General features: G+C 61.5%; 17 protein-coding genes. 6 read left to right on the forward strand and 11 right to left on the reverse strand.

Going from position 1 to position 17,403, the window contains the following annotated elements; all coding sequences use genetic code 11:
• Positions 1–45 precede the first annotated feature (45 nt).
• The 4 genes from ACM6IM_RS21210 to ACM6IM_RS21225 all read left to right on the forward strand — a co-directional run bounded on the left by ACM6IM_RS21210 (position 46) and on the right by ACM6IM_RS21225 (position 4,122).
• Positions 46–210, forward strand: a complete 165-nt coding sequence (locus ACM6IM_RS21210) for a DUF1328 domain-containing protein (RefSeq protein WP_003177151.1) — start codon at positions 46–48, stop codon at positions 208–210.
• Between the two features lie 2 nt (positions 211–212).
• Entirely contained in the window at positions 213–677 is a 465-nt protein-coding gene (locus ACM6IM_RS21215; RefSeq protein WP_201191222.1) for an inhibitor of vertebrate lysozyme family protein, read from the forward strand.
• Positions 678–1,389: 712 nt separating this feature from the next.
• Entirely contained in the window at positions 1,390–2,721 is a 1,332-nt protein-coding gene (gltP, locus tag ACM6IM_RS21220; RefSeq protein WP_414866232.1) for a glutamate/aspartate:proton symporter GltP, read from the forward strand.
• A gap of 171 nt (positions 2,722–2,892) precedes the next feature.
• On the forward strand, positions 2,893–4,122 hold the full coding sequence (locus ACM6IM_RS21225; protein ID WP_414866233.1) for a nucleoside recognition domain-containing protein: 1,230 nt from the start codon (positions 2,893–2,895) through the stop codon (positions 4,120–4,122).
• A gap of 51 nt (positions 4,123–4,173) precedes the next feature.
• Here the strand turns inward: ACM6IM_RS21225 and ACM6IM_RS21230 are convergent, their stop codons facing one another.
• From ACM6IM_RS21230 to ACM6IM_RS21270, 9 genes are all read right to left on the reverse strand, one after another.
• Complete coding sequence (locus tag ACM6IM_RS21230; RefSeq protein WP_414866234.1) at positions 4,174–4,797, reverse strand: ABC-type transport auxiliary lipoprotein family protein; 624 nt, start codon at positions 4,795–4,797, stop codon at positions 4,174–4,176.
• Positions 4,794–5,732, reverse strand: a complete 939-nt coding sequence (locus ACM6IM_RS21235; protein ID WP_414866235.1) for an MlaD family protein — start codon at positions 5,730–5,732, stop codon at positions 4,794–4,796. Before ACM6IM_RS21235 ends, ACM6IM_RS21230 begins: the two co-directional genes overlap by 4 nt.
• Before the next feature lies 1 nt (position 5,733).
• Complete coding sequence (locus ACM6IM_RS21240) at positions 5,734–6,537, reverse strand: ABC transporter ATP-binding protein (RefSeq protein WP_192307289.1); 804 nt, start codon at positions 6,535–6,537, stop codon at positions 5,734–5,736.
• Complete coding sequence (locus ACM6IM_RS21245) at positions 6,534–7,682, reverse strand: MlaE family lipid ABC transporter permease subunit (protein ID WP_414866236.1); 1,149 nt, start codon at positions 7,680–7,682, stop codon at positions 6,534–6,536. The genes ACM6IM_RS21240 and ACM6IM_RS21245 overlap by 4 nt, the downstream gene beginning before the upstream one ends.
• Before the next feature lie 54 nt (positions 7,683–7,736).
• Entirely contained in the window at positions 7,737–8,765 is a 1,029-nt protein-coding gene (locus ACM6IM_RS21250; protein ID WP_192307287.1) for a DUF5924 family protein, read from the reverse strand.
• Between the two features lie 92 nt (positions 8,766–8,857).
• Positions 8,858–10,237, reverse strand: a complete 1,380-nt coding sequence (locus ACM6IM_RS21255) for a M16 family metallopeptidase (protein ID WP_414866237.1) — start codon at positions 10,235–10,237, stop codon at positions 8,858–8,860.
• A gap of 176 nt (positions 10,238–10,413) precedes the next feature.
• Entirely contained in the window at positions 10,414–12,072 is a 1,659-nt protein-coding gene (locus tag ACM6IM_RS21260; protein ID WP_201191229.1) for a Na/Pi cotransporter family protein, read from the reverse strand.
• 282 nt (positions 12,073–12,354) lie between these two features.
• The gene (locus tag ACM6IM_RS21265; RefSeq protein ID WP_414866238.1) at positions 12,355–13,122 is read right to left on the reverse strand and encodes a TerC family protein; all 768 of its coding nucleotides are present in this window, start codon (positions 13,120–13,122) and stop codon (positions 12,355–12,357) included.
• Between the two features lie 85 nt (positions 13,123–13,207).
• Positions 13,208–14,515, reverse strand: coding sequence for a CitMHS family transporter (locus ACM6IM_RS21270; RefSeq protein WP_192307283.1), 1,308 nt, complete (start codon positions 14,513–14,515; stop codon positions 13,208–13,210).
• A gap of 355 nt (positions 14,516–14,870) precedes the next feature.
• Here ACM6IM_RS21270 and ACM6IM_RS21275 point away from each other — a divergent pair, with 355 nt between their 5' ends.
• Positions 14,871–15,272: a GFA family protein gene (locus ACM6IM_RS21275; protein WP_414866239.1), complete on the forward strand. Its 402-nt coding sequence runs from the start codon at positions 14,871–14,873 to the stop codon at positions 15,270–15,272.
• Here the strand turns inward: ACM6IM_RS21275 and ACM6IM_RS21280 are convergent, their stop codons facing one another.
• Complete coding sequence (locus ACM6IM_RS21280; RefSeq protein WP_414866240.1) at positions 15,273–15,599, reverse strand: DOPA 4,5-dioxygenase family protein; 327 nt, start codon at positions 15,597–15,599, stop codon at positions 15,273–15,275. It abuts the gene before it with no gap.
• Positions 15,600–15,683: 84 nt separating this feature from the next.
• Between ACM6IM_RS21280 and ACM6IM_RS21285 the strand changes: the two genes are divergently transcribed.
• Positions 15,684–16,355 (forward strand): NAD(P)-dependent oxidoreductase, encoded by a 672-nt coding sequence (locus ACM6IM_RS21285; protein WP_414866241.1) that lies wholly within the window; start codon positions 15,684–15,686, stop codon positions 16,353–16,355.
• On the opposite strand, the gene ACM6IM_RS21290 is transcribed toward ACM6IM_RS21285, so the two are convergent.
• Complete coding sequence (locus ACM6IM_RS21290; RefSeq protein ID WP_414866242.1) at positions 16,342–17,292, reverse strand: choline sulfate utilization transcriptional regulator; 951 nt, start codon at positions 17,290–17,292, stop codon at positions 16,342–16,344. The two genes, ACM6IM_RS21285 and ACM6IM_RS21290, sit on opposite strands and share 14 nt — an antisense overlap.
• Positions 17,293–17,403 lie beyond the last annotated feature (111 nt).

The following is a 17,403-nucleotide window of genomic DNA, read 5'->3' on the forward strand; positions in this document are numbered from 1 at the left end:
TGCATCACCGCAGTACCTTTAAATAGAAGCGTAAGGAGAATCACCATGTTGAGCTGGGCAATCACATTCCTGATCATTGCCATCATCGCTGCAGTACTGGGCTTCGGTGGTATCGCGGGCACCGCCACGGGTATCGCCAAGATTCTGTTTGTCGTGTTCCTGGTGATGTTCATTGCTTCGTTCTTCTTTGGCCGTCGTGGCCGGGGTTGACGATGAACGTTTCACTCAAAACGCTGGCAGCCGCCCTGCTTCTGGGCGGCAGCGCCTTCGCGATGGCAGCCAATGATGGCCAGACGCGGGTCAACGAGTTGCTGAGCGCGGACCCGCAGTTTCACGACACTTGGCAAAGCGTGGTGGAAAAGGAAGAACGCCTGCCGGAATGGGTGATGAACCTGTCCGGTAACGCCGAGCAAATGAATGCAGTGGAAGAGGACGGCGATAAATACCTGGTGGGTCCGCTCTGCGAATCCAGCAGCACTTGCCAGAGCAATCGCCTGATCGTGGCCGTCAGCTTCGACAAAAAGGACGCCTATGCCATGCTGGTCCAGGTGCCTGCAGGACTGCCGGCCGACAAGTCCCCGACGCGACATGCCGATTACCGCTTCCTCGGCAAACCTGACCAGGGCATGCAGGACCTGTTGATGGAGCAACTGAAGAAAGACCCGAACTGGTACTGAATTTGTCACATGAAAGAAGCAGCATTGCTTCTCTCTGCTGCGCCGCCTGAGGAAGGCCGACGCATGACCAGGGGGCCGGGACGTTCTGCCTGTTTCAGGGGCGGAGTGACCTACGGGTACAGGGAGTGCCTGCGCAAGGGCCGGGTCAGGAAAAAGCTGCTACGCAAGTTCGTCGTCCGCTCATGGCACGACGGGCTTGCGAAGAGCTTGAAGGGTCACTCGCCTGCCAGCAAGGCAACCCGTTCGATTTAGCTGCATTACCCTCTCCGTTCCAATCCTCTGTCGGAAACTGGTTTTCCAGCCTCTGACGCGTGACCGTACATCGAGAAAAACACACCTTGTTTTGCGGCGTTTTGTCGCGACTCGCTGTCGGATTATTCCTCGAAAAACCCTTTACCCAACTGATCAAAAAACATCCAATCTCGTCGGAGATGACCGGTTCACGGCACTTCATTAACCGAAATGTCACCTTCGAACCATTTGCGACGTCGCTTTTGGCACATAAACCTCATGCCGATTCGGCATGGGGTAGTCGTTTACGGCATTAGACGCCGCATCCCCGCATCGGAATAGTTGCGCCTTTTTTCAGCTGCCAGAGAGCCATAAAAACGCTCCGGGGCACCTTATACGGGGGCGGATGCACACGACTTTTTCGCCACGAGCGGTCCAGTTTGCGCATCAGCCCGAGTCAAACTGAAGTAAGGGTAAAGATATGAAGAAGGCAAAGCTCAGCCTCGCCTGGCAGATCCTCATCGGTCTGGTGTTGGGGATTGCAATCGGTGCGCTGCTCAACCATTTCAGTGCCGAAAAGGCCTGGTGGATCAGCAACGTCCTGCAACCGGCGGGCGATATCTTTATCCGTCTGATCAAGATGATCGTGATCCCGATCGTCATTTCCTCGCTGATCGTCGGGATCGCCGGTGTCGGCGATGCGAAGAAACTCGGCAGCATCGGCCTGAAAACCATCGTCTACTTCGAGATCGTCACCACCATCGCCATCGTGGTCGGCCTGCTGCTGGCCAACCTGTTCCACCCGGGCGCCGGTATCGACATGAGCACCCTGGGCACGGTGGACATTTCCAAGTACCAGGCGACCGCCGCCGAAGTGCAGCATGAACATGCGTTCATCGAAACCATCCTCAACCTGATCCCGTCCAACATCTTCGCGGCCATGGCCCGCGGCGAGATGCTGCCGATCATTTTCTTCTCGGTGCTGTTCGGTCTCGGCTTGTCGAGCCTCAAGCCGGAACTGCGCGATCCGCTGGTCACGATGTTCCAGGGCGTGTCGGAAAGCATGTTCAAGGTCACCCACATGATCATGAACTACGCCCCGATCGGGGTTTTCGCACTGATCGCGGTCACCGTGGCCAACTTCGGTTTCGCTTCGCTGCTGCCGCTGGCGAAGCTGGTGATCCTGGTTTACGTCGCGATCATCTTCTTCGCCTTCGTGGTCCTGGGCCTGATCGCTCGCCTGTTCGGCTTCTCGGTGATCAAGCTGATGCGCATCTTCAAGGATGAGCTGGTGCTGGCCTACTCCACCGCCTCCTCTGAAACCGTGCTGCCGCGCGTGATCGAGAAGATGGAAGCCTACGGTGCGCCGAAAGCCATCTGCAGCTTCGTGGTGCCGACCGGTTACTCGTTCAACCTCGACGGTTCGACCCTGTACCAGAGCATCGCTGCCATCTTCATTGCCCAGCTCTACGGCATCGACCTGTCGATCAGCCAGCAACTGCTGCTGGTGCTGACGCTGATGGTCACCTCCAAAGGCATCGCCGGCGTTCCGGGTGTGTCCTTCGTGGTGCTGCTGGCGACCCTGGGCAGCGTCGGCATCCCGCTCGAAGGCCTGGCGTTCATCGCCGGTGTCGACCGCATCATGGACATGGCGCGTACCGCCCTGAACGTGATCGGCAACGCCCTGGCCGTGCTGGTCATCGCGCGCTGGGAAGGCATGTACGACGACGCCAAGGGCCAGCGCTACTGGAACTCCCTGCCGCACTGGCGCAGCAAGGAAAAATTGCCAATGGGCGAAACCGCCGGCAATTGATCCATACGAGCCTGTTCGCGACAGCGGCGCATCAATCGAATGCGCTCCTCGCGGGCTGGCTCGTTGCCACAATGATCGGTGTACATCGCGCTGACAAACCCCGGAGCAATCCGGGGTTTGTCGTTTCTGGCCACCCCGCTATCATTCGCGCATCTTTGGGGGGATTGACTGATGCTTAATGGCCTGTGGCTTGGCTTCTTCATCGTGGCGGCCGTGTCGGCGCTGGCGCAGTGGCTGATCGGTGGCAACGCCGGGATCTTTGCGGCGATGGTGGAGAGCATTTTCGCCATGGCCAAGTTGTCGGTCGAGGTCATGGTGTTGTTGTTCGGCACCCTCACCCTCTGGCTGGGCTTCCTGCGGATCGCCGAGAAAGCCGGGATCGTCGAATGGCTGGCCAAGGCGCTGGGCCCCTTGTTCCTGCGTTTGATGCCGGAAGTGCCGCCCGGCCACCCGGCGATTGGCCTGATCACCCTGAACTTCGCCGCCAACGGCCTGGGTCTGGACAACGCCGCCACGCCGATTGGCCTCAAGGCCATGAAGGCGCTGCAGGAGCTCAATCCCAGCGCCACCATCGCCAGCAACGCGCAGATTCTGTTTCTGGTGCTCAACGCCTCTTCCCTGACCCTGCTGCCGGTCACCATCTTCATGTACCGCGCGCAACAAGGGGCGCCTGACCCGACGCTGGTGTTCCTGCCGATCCTGCTGGCCACCAGTTGCTCGACCATCGTCGGCTTCCTGGCCGTGGCCTTCATGCAACGCCTGCGGGTGTGGGATCCGGTGGTGCTGGCCTACCTGATTCCCGGCGCGCTCATGCTGGGCGGCTTCATGGCGCTGCTGGGAACGATGTCGGCCGCCGCGCTGGCGGGCCTGTCGTCGATCCTTGGCAACCTCACGTTGTTCGGGCTGATCATGCTGTTTCTGCTCATCGGTGCACTGCGCAAGGTCAAGGTCTACGAAGCGTTCGTCGAAGGCGCGAAAGAAGGCTTCGACGTGGCGAAGAACCTGCTGCCCTATCTGGTGGCGATGCTATGTGCGGTAGGCGTACTGCGTGCTTCCGGGGCGCTGGACTTCGGCCTCGACGGCATTCGCCACCTGGTGGAATGGGCCGGTTGGGACACGCGTTTCGTCGACGCGCTGCCGACGGCCATGGTCAAGCCATTTTCCGGCAGCGCTGCCCGGGCCATGCTGATCGAAACCATGAAGACCTCAGGCGTGGACAGCTTCCCGGCGCTGGTCGCAGCGACGATTCAGGGCAGCACCGAGACGACCTTCTATGTGCTGGCGGTGTATTTCGGCGCGGTGGGGATTCAGCGCGCCAGGCATGCAGTGGGGTGCGCGTTGCTGGCGGAGCTGGCCGGGGTGCTCGGCGCCATCGGGGTTTGCTACTGGTTCTTCGGCTAACCCGAATCCCTGTGGGAGCAAGCCCGCTCCCACATTGATCTCTGCAGGGTTTCACGGTCGCGCTGGCGCAACCTTGCGCCCTTGCTCCACCGCCCAGCCCACCACTTGCGCTGTCAGTTGATCACTCGCCTGGCCAAACCCGGTGACCACCGATGGCACGTTCACGTCGTGCAGCGGCTGACGCACTTCGAAGCGGCGGCTGGCAAGGATGCGCTGGTCGAAGCCGCGCACCAGCAATGCATCCAAGCGCACCACCACGCTGGCCGTCGTGCCCTGATACTCGGTCTGGAAGGCTTGCAGTGTACCGCCCAGCTCCAGGTCGGCCTGGAAGTTGCTGTCGTCGGTGCTCAACAACGACACCCGGCCGTCATGCTGAAACCCATCGAGCAGACGATTGCGCAGCAGCTCCGGGGCCGGGTCGCTCCAGCGGGATGCCTTGTAGCTGCTGATCAGGTCGCCCTGGGGGATCACCGCAATGTTGCGACTGTTCAACGCCTCGCTGGCCTGCGGCTTGGTCAGGCGCAGCGACCAGGGTTGCGCAGTGCCGTGGCCGGCGACTGCGCTGCTCTGGGACGAGGGCAACCGATACACATCGGCCGGTTCGGCCTTGGGCAGGATCGAGCAGGCGCTGGCCAACGCCAGGGCGCCGAGGAGGGCAATGTGGCTCAACTTCATGGCGTGAACTCCTTGTTCTTGTCAGTGCCCAGGAGGTAACCGCTCGGGTTGGCTTCCAGGCGCTGGGAGATGGCCCGCAGCGACGTGAGGGTGTCACGCAATTCCCGCACCGCAGGCGCCAGGCCATTGAGGCCCTGCATGCCGTTGTTGAGTGAATCCTGATTGCTGCTGAGCAATTTATTGATGGTCGCGCTGCTCTGTTCCAGCGACTTCATGGCCTGCTCGGCGCTGCCGAACATCTGCTTGCCCTGGGTGTTGAGCATGCCATTGGCATTGCGCATCAGCGTCGATGTCTGTTCCAGCATGACACTGGCCTGCTTGCCGACCGACGCCAGTTGCTGCATGGCCTGGCGGATGTCGCCGCGCTGCTCGGCAATGGTGCCGGTGGTTTGTTCCAGATGTTCCAGGGTCTTGCCGATGCGTTCGACGTTTTCACTGGAGAACAGCAGGTTGGCGTTGTGCATCAGCATGTTCACGCCGCTCATCAGGTCGTTGCTGTCATTGAGCAGGCGCGCGATGGGCGAGGGCGAGGCGACGATGGTCGGCAGCTCGCCGTCCTTGCCCTTGAGCGCAGGGCTCTGCGGAGTACCGCCGCTGAGCTGGATGATCGACGTGCCGGTGACCCCGGTCAGCGCCAGCTTGGCCTGTGTGTCTTCCTTGATCGGGGTATCGCCGCCCAGGCGAATCCGTGCCAGCACCCGACGCGGGTCTTTCGGGTCCAGGCGCAAGGCCACCACGTCGCCGACCTTGATTCCGCTGTACTGCACCGAGCTGCCCTTGGACAGGCCGCTGACCGCCTCGTTGAAGACCACCTCATAGTCCTTGAACTCGGTGTCGACACTGGATTTGGCCAGCCACAGACCGAAGAGCAGGGCACCTGCCACCACGATCACCGTGAACAGGCCGATCAACACATGATGGGCTCGGGTTTCCATGTCAGACCTCTTTCAACTGTTGAGCAGCGGTCAACGCTGCGCGGCCTCGGGGGCCGTGGAAATATTCGTGAATCCACGCGTCGTCGGTTTCCGAGACGACATCGATGGCACCCGCCACCAGCACTTTCTTCTGCGCCAGCACCGCCACGCGGTCGGTGATGGTGTAGAGGGTGTCGAGGTCGTGGGTAATCAGCAACACACTCAGGCCCAGCGCATCGCGCAGGGTGAGGATCAATTGATCGAAGGCCGCCGCGCCAATCGGATCGAGGCCGGCGGTCGGTTCGTCGAGAAACAGGATGTCCGGGTCCAGCGCCAGGGCCCGGGCCAGCGCCGCGCGCTTGATCATCCCGCCGGACAGCGAAGCGGGGTACTTGTCCGCAGCGGACAGCGGCAGGCCGGCCAGTGCCAGTTTCACCGCCGCCAGATGCTCGGCATCGTCGCGGCTGAGGCCGGCGTGCTCGATCAGGGGCAGGGCGACGTTCTCGGTGACGGTCAGCGAAGAAAACAACGCGCCTTTCTGGAACAGCACGCCAAACCGCCGCTCGACCAGCGAACGTTCGTGCTCGGACAGGGCCGGCAGGTTCTTGCCAAACACCTTCACCAGGCCTTCGCTGGGCTGGCGCAAGCCGACGATGCTGCGCAGCAACACCGATTTGCCGCTGCCGGAACCACCGACCACGGCGAGGATTTCACCCTTGTACAAATCCAGGTCGAGGTTCTCGTGCACGCTCTGCCGGCCGAAGCGATTGCACAGCCCACGGACTTCGATCACCGCCTCGGAGGGCGCTCGGGGTAGACGACTCACCAGCCCATCTCCATGAAAAACAGCGCGGCCACGGCATCGAGCACGATCACCACGAAAATCGATTGCACCACACTGGACGTCGTGTGCGCGCCGACAGACTCGGCGCTGCCGCTGACCTTGAAGCCTTCCAGGCAGCCAATCGCGGCGATGAGGAATGCGAAGACCGGCGCTTTGACGATCCCCACCAGAAAGTGCTGCACACCAATGTCAGAGTGCAGCAGCGACAGGAACATCGCCGGAGAAATGTCCAGAGACACCGCACACACCACGCCACCGCCGACGATTCCCGACAGCATCGCCAGGAACGTCAGCATCGGCAGCGAGACCAGCAGCGCCAGCACCCGCGGCACCACGAGCAACTCCATGGGGTCCAGGCCCAGGGTACGGATGGCGTCGATTTCTTCGTTGGCCTTCATCGAGCCGATCTGCGCGGTGAAGGCACTGGCCGTACGGCCGGCCATCAGGATCGCGGTCAACAGCACGGCGAATTCGCGCAGGAAGGAGAACGCCACCAGGTCCACGGTGAAGACCGTCGCGCCAAAGTTGGCCAGCACGGTTGCACCAAGGAACGCCACCACCGCGCCCACCAGGAACGTCAGCAGGGCGACGATCGGCGCCGCATCCAGACCGGTCTGTTCGATGTGGGCCACCATCGGCGTGATCCGCCAGCGCCAGGGACGAAACAGCCCACGCACCAGGGTTTCGAGAATCAGGCCGACGAAGCCCAGCAGCTGCAGGGTGTCCTGCCAGACCGCATCCACCGCACGGCCGATGCGGGTCAGCAGTTGAATGCCGACACTGATTTCCGGTTCCTTGATCGGCACGCAAAAATCGGTCATCGAGCAATACACCGTCTGCAACAGCGCACGGTCTGCGGAAGACAAGGTGCAGTCGGGGTGCTCGGCGGATCGGCCAAGGCGCTCCGAACCGAGCAGTTCCACCAGCAGTGATGCGCCGGCGGTGTCGAGCGCACCCAGGCTATTGAGGTCGATGTGGGTGTTGTGGTCGTACTGCCCGCGCAGCTTTTCGCTCAGGTCCTTGAGGACGGCGTAATGGGCGAGCGTCCAGTCGCCCACCACCCGCAATTGCGCAGGGGTGTGCGAGGTGTCCAGGAGGGCACTGCCGGGTGTCATGCTGCTGGTCATAAGCTCCGTGCTTGTTCGGCTGTTACGCAGAGCTACGTAATAGCACGAACCACGTTACTTTTCTTTGGTCGGTGTGCTGTCCGTGATCTTGAAACGCAACACACCAATCAACTGCCCGTCCTCGGTCAACACACGAACCTGCCAGTTGCCTGCCGGGTTGCCCGGGAAGTTCTGTTTGTGGGTCCAGGCGCGGTAGCCTTCCTTGCGCCCGCCGTGGATGTCCAGGGCGATGCGGTCGACTTCCTTGCCGTTGAATTGCCAGACGTGATAAATCCGCTCGTCCAGGCCGCGCGGCGCGTTGATCGCCGTGTAGGCATAGAGTCCGCCGCCCCGGATCTGCTCGGCACTGACTTCGTCCAGGCTGTCGCCGGGCGTGCGATCCTGCATCTGCGTGCTGATCGCCACGTCGGTCATCCACAGCGTGGCCGGCGGCACCCAGGAGCGCAGCACCCAGCCCACGCCACCAATGCCCACGGTGATGCTCAGGATCGCCAGCGCGTTGCGCACCGTGCGGATCGGGAAGATCGACGCCAGGCTCGGGAACGACAGGATGACGGCCGTGCCCAGGGCCAGCTTGAAGCTCTGGGAGGTGGTCAGGTGCAGGATGACGGGCAGGGCGGTCAGCAGCGCGGCGAACAGGGTCAGCGTGTGCAGCGCCAGGAACGCCCAGCGCCGTGGCGCCAGCCATTTGTAATAGAGCGGGTCGGTGATCGAAATCAGCGCGGCGAGGCCCAGCAGCCCGGTGAAAAACAACTGGCCGCTGTTCCAGGTGGTGGTGATGAAAAAGAACGGCAGGACAAAGAACAGGCTTTCCTGGTGGATCATCTGCGTTGCATAACGCAGTAAAGGCGGGGGGATTTCCCGCTTGAAGACGCGGGTGAACAGCCGGGTGAGGCTGTTTTCCAGCATCAGCCAGATCCAGCTGAGCACCATGATGACGGTGATCCAGGTCGCCAGCCCTTGCTGGCGATCCACCAGCATGAAACTGGCGACCCCGGAGATGAAACCACCGAGCGCAATGACCCCTGGGTAGCGCTTCATCAATTCGAGGATGCGCTGTACGAACAAGGTCAGGGTAGGCATTCGGCGATTCACAGTAGTCGTGGGAAAAATCCCCGACAGGTTACCGCCCGGGAGCCGGTGTGGCGAGTCGATCCTGTGGCAGCGGCGACCGTTCAGCGCGTCCTTCGATGCCAGCGCCAACCCAGCAGGGTCAACACCAGAAGGCCCAGTACAGCGCCAACCGTTCCCAGGAAGGAATCGTCACCGAGCAACGGTTTCTCGATCCGCAGGTAGCCCGGTTGCATCAGCAGTTCACGCATGGCCTTGTTCGCCTGCACCAGCGTCACCCCCTGCAACTCCCTAGCAGGGTCAGCGAATCGACCCTCTTCATAGTTGCCCAGTGCACTCCAGTAATAGTCGGCCAGCGCGCTGTTGCCTTGCACGGCCCAGGCCTGGCGGGCGATGGCGGCCTGCTTGAGGCGGTTGAAGGTGTCCGCATCGAGGCCATCCTTGAGCAAGCCGGCCTTCAACGCGTCCAGTGCCTGCGTGGCCTCGGGCACATCGCCACGTTCCAGGTCGGCATTGAGGCTCATGAAGCCCACACCGCCAAACACCTCGCGCTCGGCGGAAGGGCCGTAGGACAGGCTGTGCGCCAGGCGCAACTGGCGATAGAGCGCCCAGTCGAGGTAATCCTTGAGCAAGTCGAAGGTGGCGTCGTTCACATCGTCCAGCACCGGTTCCGGCACCAGCCAGTGCAATTTGGCCGAGTCGCCCACCAGACCGCGACTCAACGTGCGTTCATGTGCCGCGCTGGCCAGGATCACCGGCAGTGGCGGGTGTTCGCTCGGATCAACCGCTTCGAGCGCGCCCCAGGCCCGTTCCAGGTAGGCCGGCAGCAGGCGTTCCAGATCGCCCACCATGACCAGCGTCATGTTGTTCGGCGCGTACCAGGCCTTGCGGACCGCCTCCAGTTGCTCGCGGGTCAGGTGATCGACTTCGGCCCGCTCCGGGCATTTGAGGCCCAGTTCCACGGCCAGCTGATTGCTCGCCGTGTGGCCCAGGTCCTGCCGGTCCAGCCAGCGCTGCAGGTGCGTGTAATGGCCGCCGTCCTCGCGCTCGACCACTTTCTTGGCGGCGCTGATCGCGTTGTCGTCGATGCGGGTCTGGGTCAGCAGGGCCAGCAGCAGATCGAGGACCTTGCGCTGGTTTTTCGCCGGGGCCTCGATAACGAACGTGGTGTCGGCGTTGCTGGTGTAGGCATTCCATTCACCGCCCAGCGCCTGCATACGTTCTTCCAGCCCACCTTCGCCGGTGGCGTCGATGCCGCTGAACAGCAGGTGTTCGAGCAGGTGCGGCAACTCTTTGTCGGCACAGCTGAAATCATCGAGGCCGACGCCGACCACCAGCCGAATCGCCACGTGACCGCGCTCGTTGCCGGGCTTGAGCAGCAATTGCAGGCCGTTGGGCAGCGTATAGCCCTCGACCTGGAAGCGGTCCAGGGCAAACGAAGGGAGTGAGCCCAGCAACAGGCAGGCGAACAGCAGGCAACGCATAAAGAGCTTCCAGGCAAATCAGTCGGAGATCCGTTTCGTCAGTCAGCCCCCAATCGCGAGCAGGCTCGCTCCCACAGGGTATTGTGGACACCGCAGAACCCATGTGGGAGCGAGCCTGCTCGCGATAGGGCCATCAGGCTGAACCCAAGCTACTGACTGATCACTGTGCCAGACGTTCAAGGCGAATGTGTGATGTCAGCCAAATCGTCTACCACGAGCGCCCCGGTTTCGGAGTTTTCCAGCACCACATAGGCACTGCCGCAGAACAGCGAGTTCAGGCGCTTCATGTCGGCGATCATTTCCAGGTGCAGCGAACTGGTCTCGATACTTTGCACGATCTTGCGCTGCAATCGACTGACATGCGCGTGGGCCAGGCGGCGTTCCTGCGCACGGAAGCGCCGTTTCTCGCGCAACAACTGACGGGCGCTTTCCTTGTCGGCGCTGAGGAACACCGACAATCCCAGGCGCAGGTTGACGATCAGCTGGCTGTGCAGCCCTGCCAACTCCTCCAGGCCCACTTCGGAAAACGAACGGCGCTGGGAAGTTTTCTGCTGTTGCACCTTGCGCAGCATGCGTTCGATCAGGTCGCTCGCCAGTTTGAGGTTGATTGCCAACTCGATGATTTCCGCCCAGCGCCGACTGTCCTGGTCGCTGAGGTCCTCGCGGGGCATTTGCGCCAGATAGAGTTTGATCGCGCTGTACAGCGCTTCCACATCATCGCTCAGGCGGCGCATTTCCTGGGTCACGGCGCTTTGCTTGCCCTGCAACACGTCGAGCATGGCCTCGAGCATGTGGTCGATCAGATCCCCCATGCGCAGGGTTTCCCGGGACGCATTGGCCAGCGCGAGACTGGGCGTGACCAGCGCGGTCGGATCGAGGTGCCGGGGTTTGGCGGTGCCATTGATCTGCGGCGTCTCCGGCAGCACCCAGGCACAGAACCGGGCCATCGGCGACACCGTGGGCAACAGGATCAGACAACGCACCGTGTTGTAGAGCAGGTGGAAACCGATGACCATTTCCTGCGGGCTGTAATCCAGGCTGTCGATCCAGTGCACCAATGGGTCGAGCACGGGGATGATCAGCAACAGACCGATCAGCTTGTACAGCAGGCTGCCCAGGGCCACCTGACGTCCGGCGGGGTTCTGCATGCTGGTACTGAGGAACGCCAGGACGCCGCTGCCGATATTGGCGCCGATGACCAGGCCAAGGGCGACCGGCAGGCTGATCACCTTGGCCCCGGCCAGGGTCGCGGTCAGCAGCACCGCCGCCAGGCTCGAATAGGAGATCATGGCGAACAGTGCGCCCATCAGAGCATCGAGCAGGATGTCGCCGGTCAGCGAGGCGAAGATCACCTTCACCCCCTTGGCGTGGGTGATGGGGTCGGCCGCCTCCACGATCAGTTGCAGCGCCAGAATGATCAGCCCCAGGCCGATCGCCACGCGGCCCATCTGGCCCAGGCGGGTCTGCTTGCGCGACAGGAAGAAAATCACCCCGAGGAAGATCAGCAGCGGCGAAAGCCAGGACAGGTCGAAGGTCAGCACCCGCGCCATCAGCGCCGTACCGACATCGGCGCCGAGCATGGTCACCAGCGCCGGCGTCAGTGCCATCAGGCCCTGGCCGACGAAAGAGGTGACGAGCATCGCCGTGGCGTTGCTGCTCTGGACCATGGCCGTGACCGCGATCCCGGAGAGAAAGGCCAGCCAGCGCTTGGACATGTTGCGGCCAATCACATGGCGCAGATTGGAACCGTAGACCCGCAGAATGCCGGTTCGGACGATGTGCGTGCCCCAGATCAGCAAGGCGACGGCAGAAAGCAAATTGAGCAGGGTGAGCATACGGGCCCCCTGTGGTGGTAGCGCCCCAAAGGAGCAAGTTGACGGTGCCGCGCGAGGTTCTACGTCTTGTACTTAAGCTGTAGTTGGCTAACGGTCTGTGCGCCAGCATCGCATAGCTCAAGAATTGATTGAAACAAAACTGTCATGAAAACAATTCTGATCAGCCACCAGAAACAACCGTGGGAGCGAGCCTGTTCGCGATGAGGCTCTCAGATTCAACAGTGATGTTGACTGACAGACCGCTATCGCGAGCAGGCTCGCTCCCACCGGTTTTTTACACGGTTACTGGCCTGGAATGTCCTTGCGCAGTTTTACCGGGTCCTGCTGCTTTTTCTTTTTCGCCATCGCGGTGCGCATTTTGATGTTGAAGGCTTCCACCGCCAGCGAGAACGCCATGGCGAAGTAAACGTAGCCTTTTGGCACATGGACTTCGAACGACTCGGCGATCAATACCGTACCGACCACCAGCAGGAACGACAGCGCGAGCATTTTCAACGACGGGTGCTTGTCGATGAATTCGCTGATGGTGCCCGCCGCCAGCATCATCACCAGCACGGCGACAACGATCGCAGCGACCATGACCGGTACATGGGAAACCATGCCGACCGCAGTAATCACCGAATCCAGCGAGAACACGATGTCGATGATCGCGATCTGGATGATGGTGTAGAGGAAATTCCCGCCCTTGCCACTCGGCTCCTCGTTGGTCTCGTCTTCACCTTCCAGCGCGTGGTACATCTCTTGCGAGCTCTTCCACAGCAGGAACAGACCACCGAAGAACAGGATCAGGTCACGCCCGGAAATGCCCTGGCCGAACACTTCGAACAGGTCGGCGGTGAGGCGCATGACCCAGGTGATCGACAGCAGCAACAGGATTCGCGTGACCATGGCCAGGGCCAGGCCGAAGATCCGGGTGCGCGCCTGCATGTGCTTGGGCATGCGGCTGACCAGGATCGAAATCATGATGATGTTATCGATACCCAGGACGATTTCCAGGGCGGTCAGGGTAAAGAAGGCAACCCAGATTTCAGGGTTGGTCAGCCATTCCATGTGTATTCCTTTGAGGATGTGTTAAACCAGAACGGGTCCGGGCTTCATTCAACAAAGCCTGGACCCGTCTTGGTGAGTCTTGGGCTTATAGCGTGCTGAACAGCGGGAAAATTCCCATCAGCAATGCTGCAACCAGTATGCACATGCACACCAGCACTGCCCATTTGAGGGTGAAGCGCTGATGGTCACCGAAGTCGATACCGGCCAGCGCCACCAACAGATAGGTCGATGGTACCAGCGGGCTCAGCAAGTGGACGGGCTGACCGACGATCGAGGCACGTGCCATTTCCACCGCAGTTATACCGTAATGGCTGGCGGCTTCGGCAAGCACTGGTAAGACACCGTAATAAAATGCGTCGTTCGACATGAAGAACGTGAACGGCATGCTCACCAGCGCGGTGATCACCGCCATGTACGGACCCAGAAAATCCGGGATGACGCCCAACAGGCTCTTGGACATCGCATCGACCATGCCGGTGCCCGACAGGATACCGGTGAAAATGCCCGCCGCGAAGATCAGGCCGACTACTGCCAGCACGCTGCCGGCGTGGGCCGCGACACGATCCTTCTGCTGTTGCAGGCAAGGGTAGTTGACGATCATCGCGATACTGAACGCCACCATGAACAGCACAGGCAGCGGCAACAGGCCGGCGATCAGGGTGCACATCAATGCCAGGGTCAACGCGCCGTTGAACCAGATCAGCTTCGGACGACGGGCATCCGGAAACTGCGAAACACTGATTTCGCTGTGATCGATCTCGTCGCCCACCAGGTGCAGTTCACCCAGGCGCGCACGTTCACGTTTGCCGTAGAAGTAGGCGATGGCCAGGATTGCCACGACACCGGCAACCATCGCCGGAATCATCGGCACGAAAATCGCCGAGGGGTCGACGTGCAGTGCACTGGCCGCGCGGGCGGTCGGGCCGCCCCACGGGGTCATGTTCATCACGCCACCGGCGAGGATAATCAGGCCCGCCATGATCCGCGGGCTCATGCCGATGCGGCTGTACAGGGGCAGCATGGCCGCCACGCAGATCATGTAAGTGGTCGCGCCGTCACCATCGAGGGAGACGACAAGCGCCAGAACGGCGGTACCGACCGAAACCTTCAGCGGGTCGCCCTTGACCATTTTGAGGATCTTGCGCACGGCCGGGTCGAACAGGCCAGAGTCGATCATCAGGGCGAAATACAGAATGGCGAACATCAGCATCACACCGGTCGGCGCGAGCTTGGTGATGCCTTCGAGCATCATCGGGCCGATTTTCGGGGCGAAACCACCGAACAGGGCGAAAATGATCGGGATGATGATCAGGGCGATCAGCGCGGACAGGCGCTTGGTCATGATCAGGAACATGAACGTGATGACCATGGCGAAGCCAAGGAAAGTCAGCATGGGAATACTCCAGGCGTGGCGCGGCTAGGGAATGGGCGAACCGGGGAGGGTCAGCGCAGAACGGGCAGCACGAGACGTACGGGCGGAGTGATGGCGAAGCGGCGGGTAGTAAAGGACATCAGGGTCACCATTGTTGTTGTTTAATGGGCTGTGCGAGCGATAAAACACTGGCAGTGGCCGACCGGTCTGTTGCCGGTAGTGGGGCGATCCTAATCGGGGAAGCTTTCAGCCAGCTTTCGTCGGCGAAAGCAGTGGGTTACCAGTCGTCGGACGAAGAAAGGCGGTCAGGCCGGATTGAGGCCTTCACGAGCAAGCCCGAGAAGGCGTCGATACAGACACCTCAGGAGAACACAGGATGAACGACCTCCACACCGGCGGCTGCCACTGCGGACAACTGCGCTACCAATTCAGCGGTCCGCTGAACGACATCGCCCACTGCCACTGCTCGATTTGCCGACGGGTCAGCGGTGGCATCGTGACCACCTGGATCACCGTGCCCGCCTCGACTTTCGCCTGGGTCAAGGGCACACCGGCGCAGTACGACTCCTCACCCAGTTGCGCCCGATACTTCTGCCCGAACTGTGGCGCGCAACTCGCACTGGTGACCCGGCTCAGCCCGCACAGCATCGACCTGACCATCGCCACCCTCGATCACCCGGAGCGGGCACCGGCCGAGCGGCATATCTGGACCGACAGCCGCCTGCCCTGGCTGCACCTGGACGAGCACCTGCCGGGCGAAGCCGAAGAAACCCTGTGATCAAAAAACCGACAGGTCCAGTGGCCGGATCGCGCCCATCCAGATTGCATGCTCGGTGTGGTCAAGCAGGTCGTCACCCGTGTCCGGGTGCATAAACACCACCAGCCCCTTGCGGTTGAGTGCCAGCCACGGCAGCACCTCGCCCAGCAGTTCCGGCCCGAATGCCAATTGGCAGCTCCAATCCGGGTGTGGCCCGACCGGACGTTCATGCACGCGACCCATCTTCAGCGGGAACTGGCGTGCGGCCTGTTCGCACAGCGCTCGCGCCTGATCGATGCGGGTTGCGTCGAAATACACATGGGCGTGATAGCCCTTGATCTGCTGCATCTGAATCCCTCGAAAACCCGGTCGAACCCTCAGCGTTTCCCACAGGTCACACGCCATATACGTGGGAAGGTGTGGAGACCAGCCATGAAAAATGCCGAAACCCCAGTGGTCAAAGTGGTGCTTTATGGTGCCATGAGTAGCCTGGGCAGTGCGCTGATGGCTGAAATGCTGCGGCGCCAACATGAAGTGATCGCGATTCTCGACGAACTGACAGCCCTGGCCCCGCGCCCCGGCTTACGCGCCAAGGCCGGCGATCTGTTCGACGCCGAGCGCGTGAAGCAAAGCGTCGCCGGCAGCTCGGCGGTCATTTGTCTGCTGGATGCTCCCGGGTTGCCGTTCAACAGCGAGTACGTGGAAAAAACCATTGTGCCGGGTCCGGTCGAGCAGGTGCTGGCGGTCGATGCCTTGATCGACGGTCTGCAGGCCGCAGGCGTTGCAAGACTGTTCCTGGTGGGTGATTTCCAGGTGCTGGACGATCCGGAAATCGAGGATCAACTGCAACGCCACGCCGCCGAAGAAATCCGCGAGGCCCTGCAAAGCAGCCCGTTGCACTGGACGCTGGTCAATTCGCCGCGGGGCGTCGCCGGGCTGACGATCGAACATTTCAGCCAGGTCAGCAGCAGCCTGGAACCGGGACTGGCAGAGCCGCTCGAACGCCTGAGCCGTGTCGCGACCGGGATCGCCGATGAACTGCGGTTGAACCTGCACGTGGGCGAGCACGTGAGCTTCGTCGGTACGGACCCTACACCGCGATAGACGGCAGTGTCAGGCCATTGAGCGATTGCGCGCTGCTGGCCTGCTCGGCCATCAGCCAGTCGACGAACTGCTGAATCAACGCCCCACGACGTTTACGCGGGGGCAGGACCACGTAATAGCCTTGGCGCGACATGACGGTGTCGGCGATCGGCCGACACAACAAACCCTGTGCCAGCAAGTTATCCACAAGGTGGCGCCAGCCGATCGCCACACCCTGACCGCCAATCGCCGCCTGGATCAACAAGGTGTAATTGTCGAAGCGCAATTGTCCGGGGGCTGGCGCCGAACTGATGCCGAGTTCGCGAAACACGCCGCTCCAGTCGAACCATTGGCTGCTGTTTTCACCGCGCAAATGCAGCAGCGGGAACTCCAGCAGCGCGTGCGCTGGCAAGGGCAGGTTCCGCTCCGTCAACAGCAGTGGGCTGCACACCGGAAACACTTCCTCGCTGAACAGCCAATGGCTCTCGCCCTGTTTGAATCGGCCGTCACCGAACAACACCGCGACATCGATATCGGTGCGCAGCATGTTGAGGCTGCGCTCGCTGGTGACCAGGCTGACGTCAACCTGTGGATTGGCCGCATGAAAGCGGTGCAGACGCGGCATCAACCAATAGGCGGCGAAGGCGAAATCGGTCGCCACCTGAAGCACTTCATGCTGATGCTGTGCGCTGATTGCGCTCAATCCTGCGTCGATATTCTGTAAACCGAGTTGAACTTGCTGAAAAAGAATGGTCCCGGCCTCGGTCAGCTCGATGCCGCGATAAATGCGGTCGAACAGGCGCGTGGCCAGCTGATCCTCCAGTTTCTTGATCTGCTGGCTGATCGCCGGCTGCGTGGTGCCCAGCTCCACTGCGGCAGCGGTGAAGCTGCGCTGGCGGGCCGCTGCTTCAAAAGCCCGAAGCAGGTCCAAGGACAAATCACCCAAGGCGTCATACATAAGCTGTGCTTATCCTAGTCATTGTCTGGCATGGGCTTTACCACAACCTGCATGGGATCCATGCTCGATCGCAGCACTCTCGCATAAATATTCACTATGGAATGCCGCGAT

Source organism: Pseudomonas sp. IT-P12, assembly GCF_949767465.1.
Taxonomy (GTDB): Bacteria; Pseudomonadota; Gammaproteobacteria; order Pseudomonadales; family Pseudomonadaceae; genus Aquipseudomonas.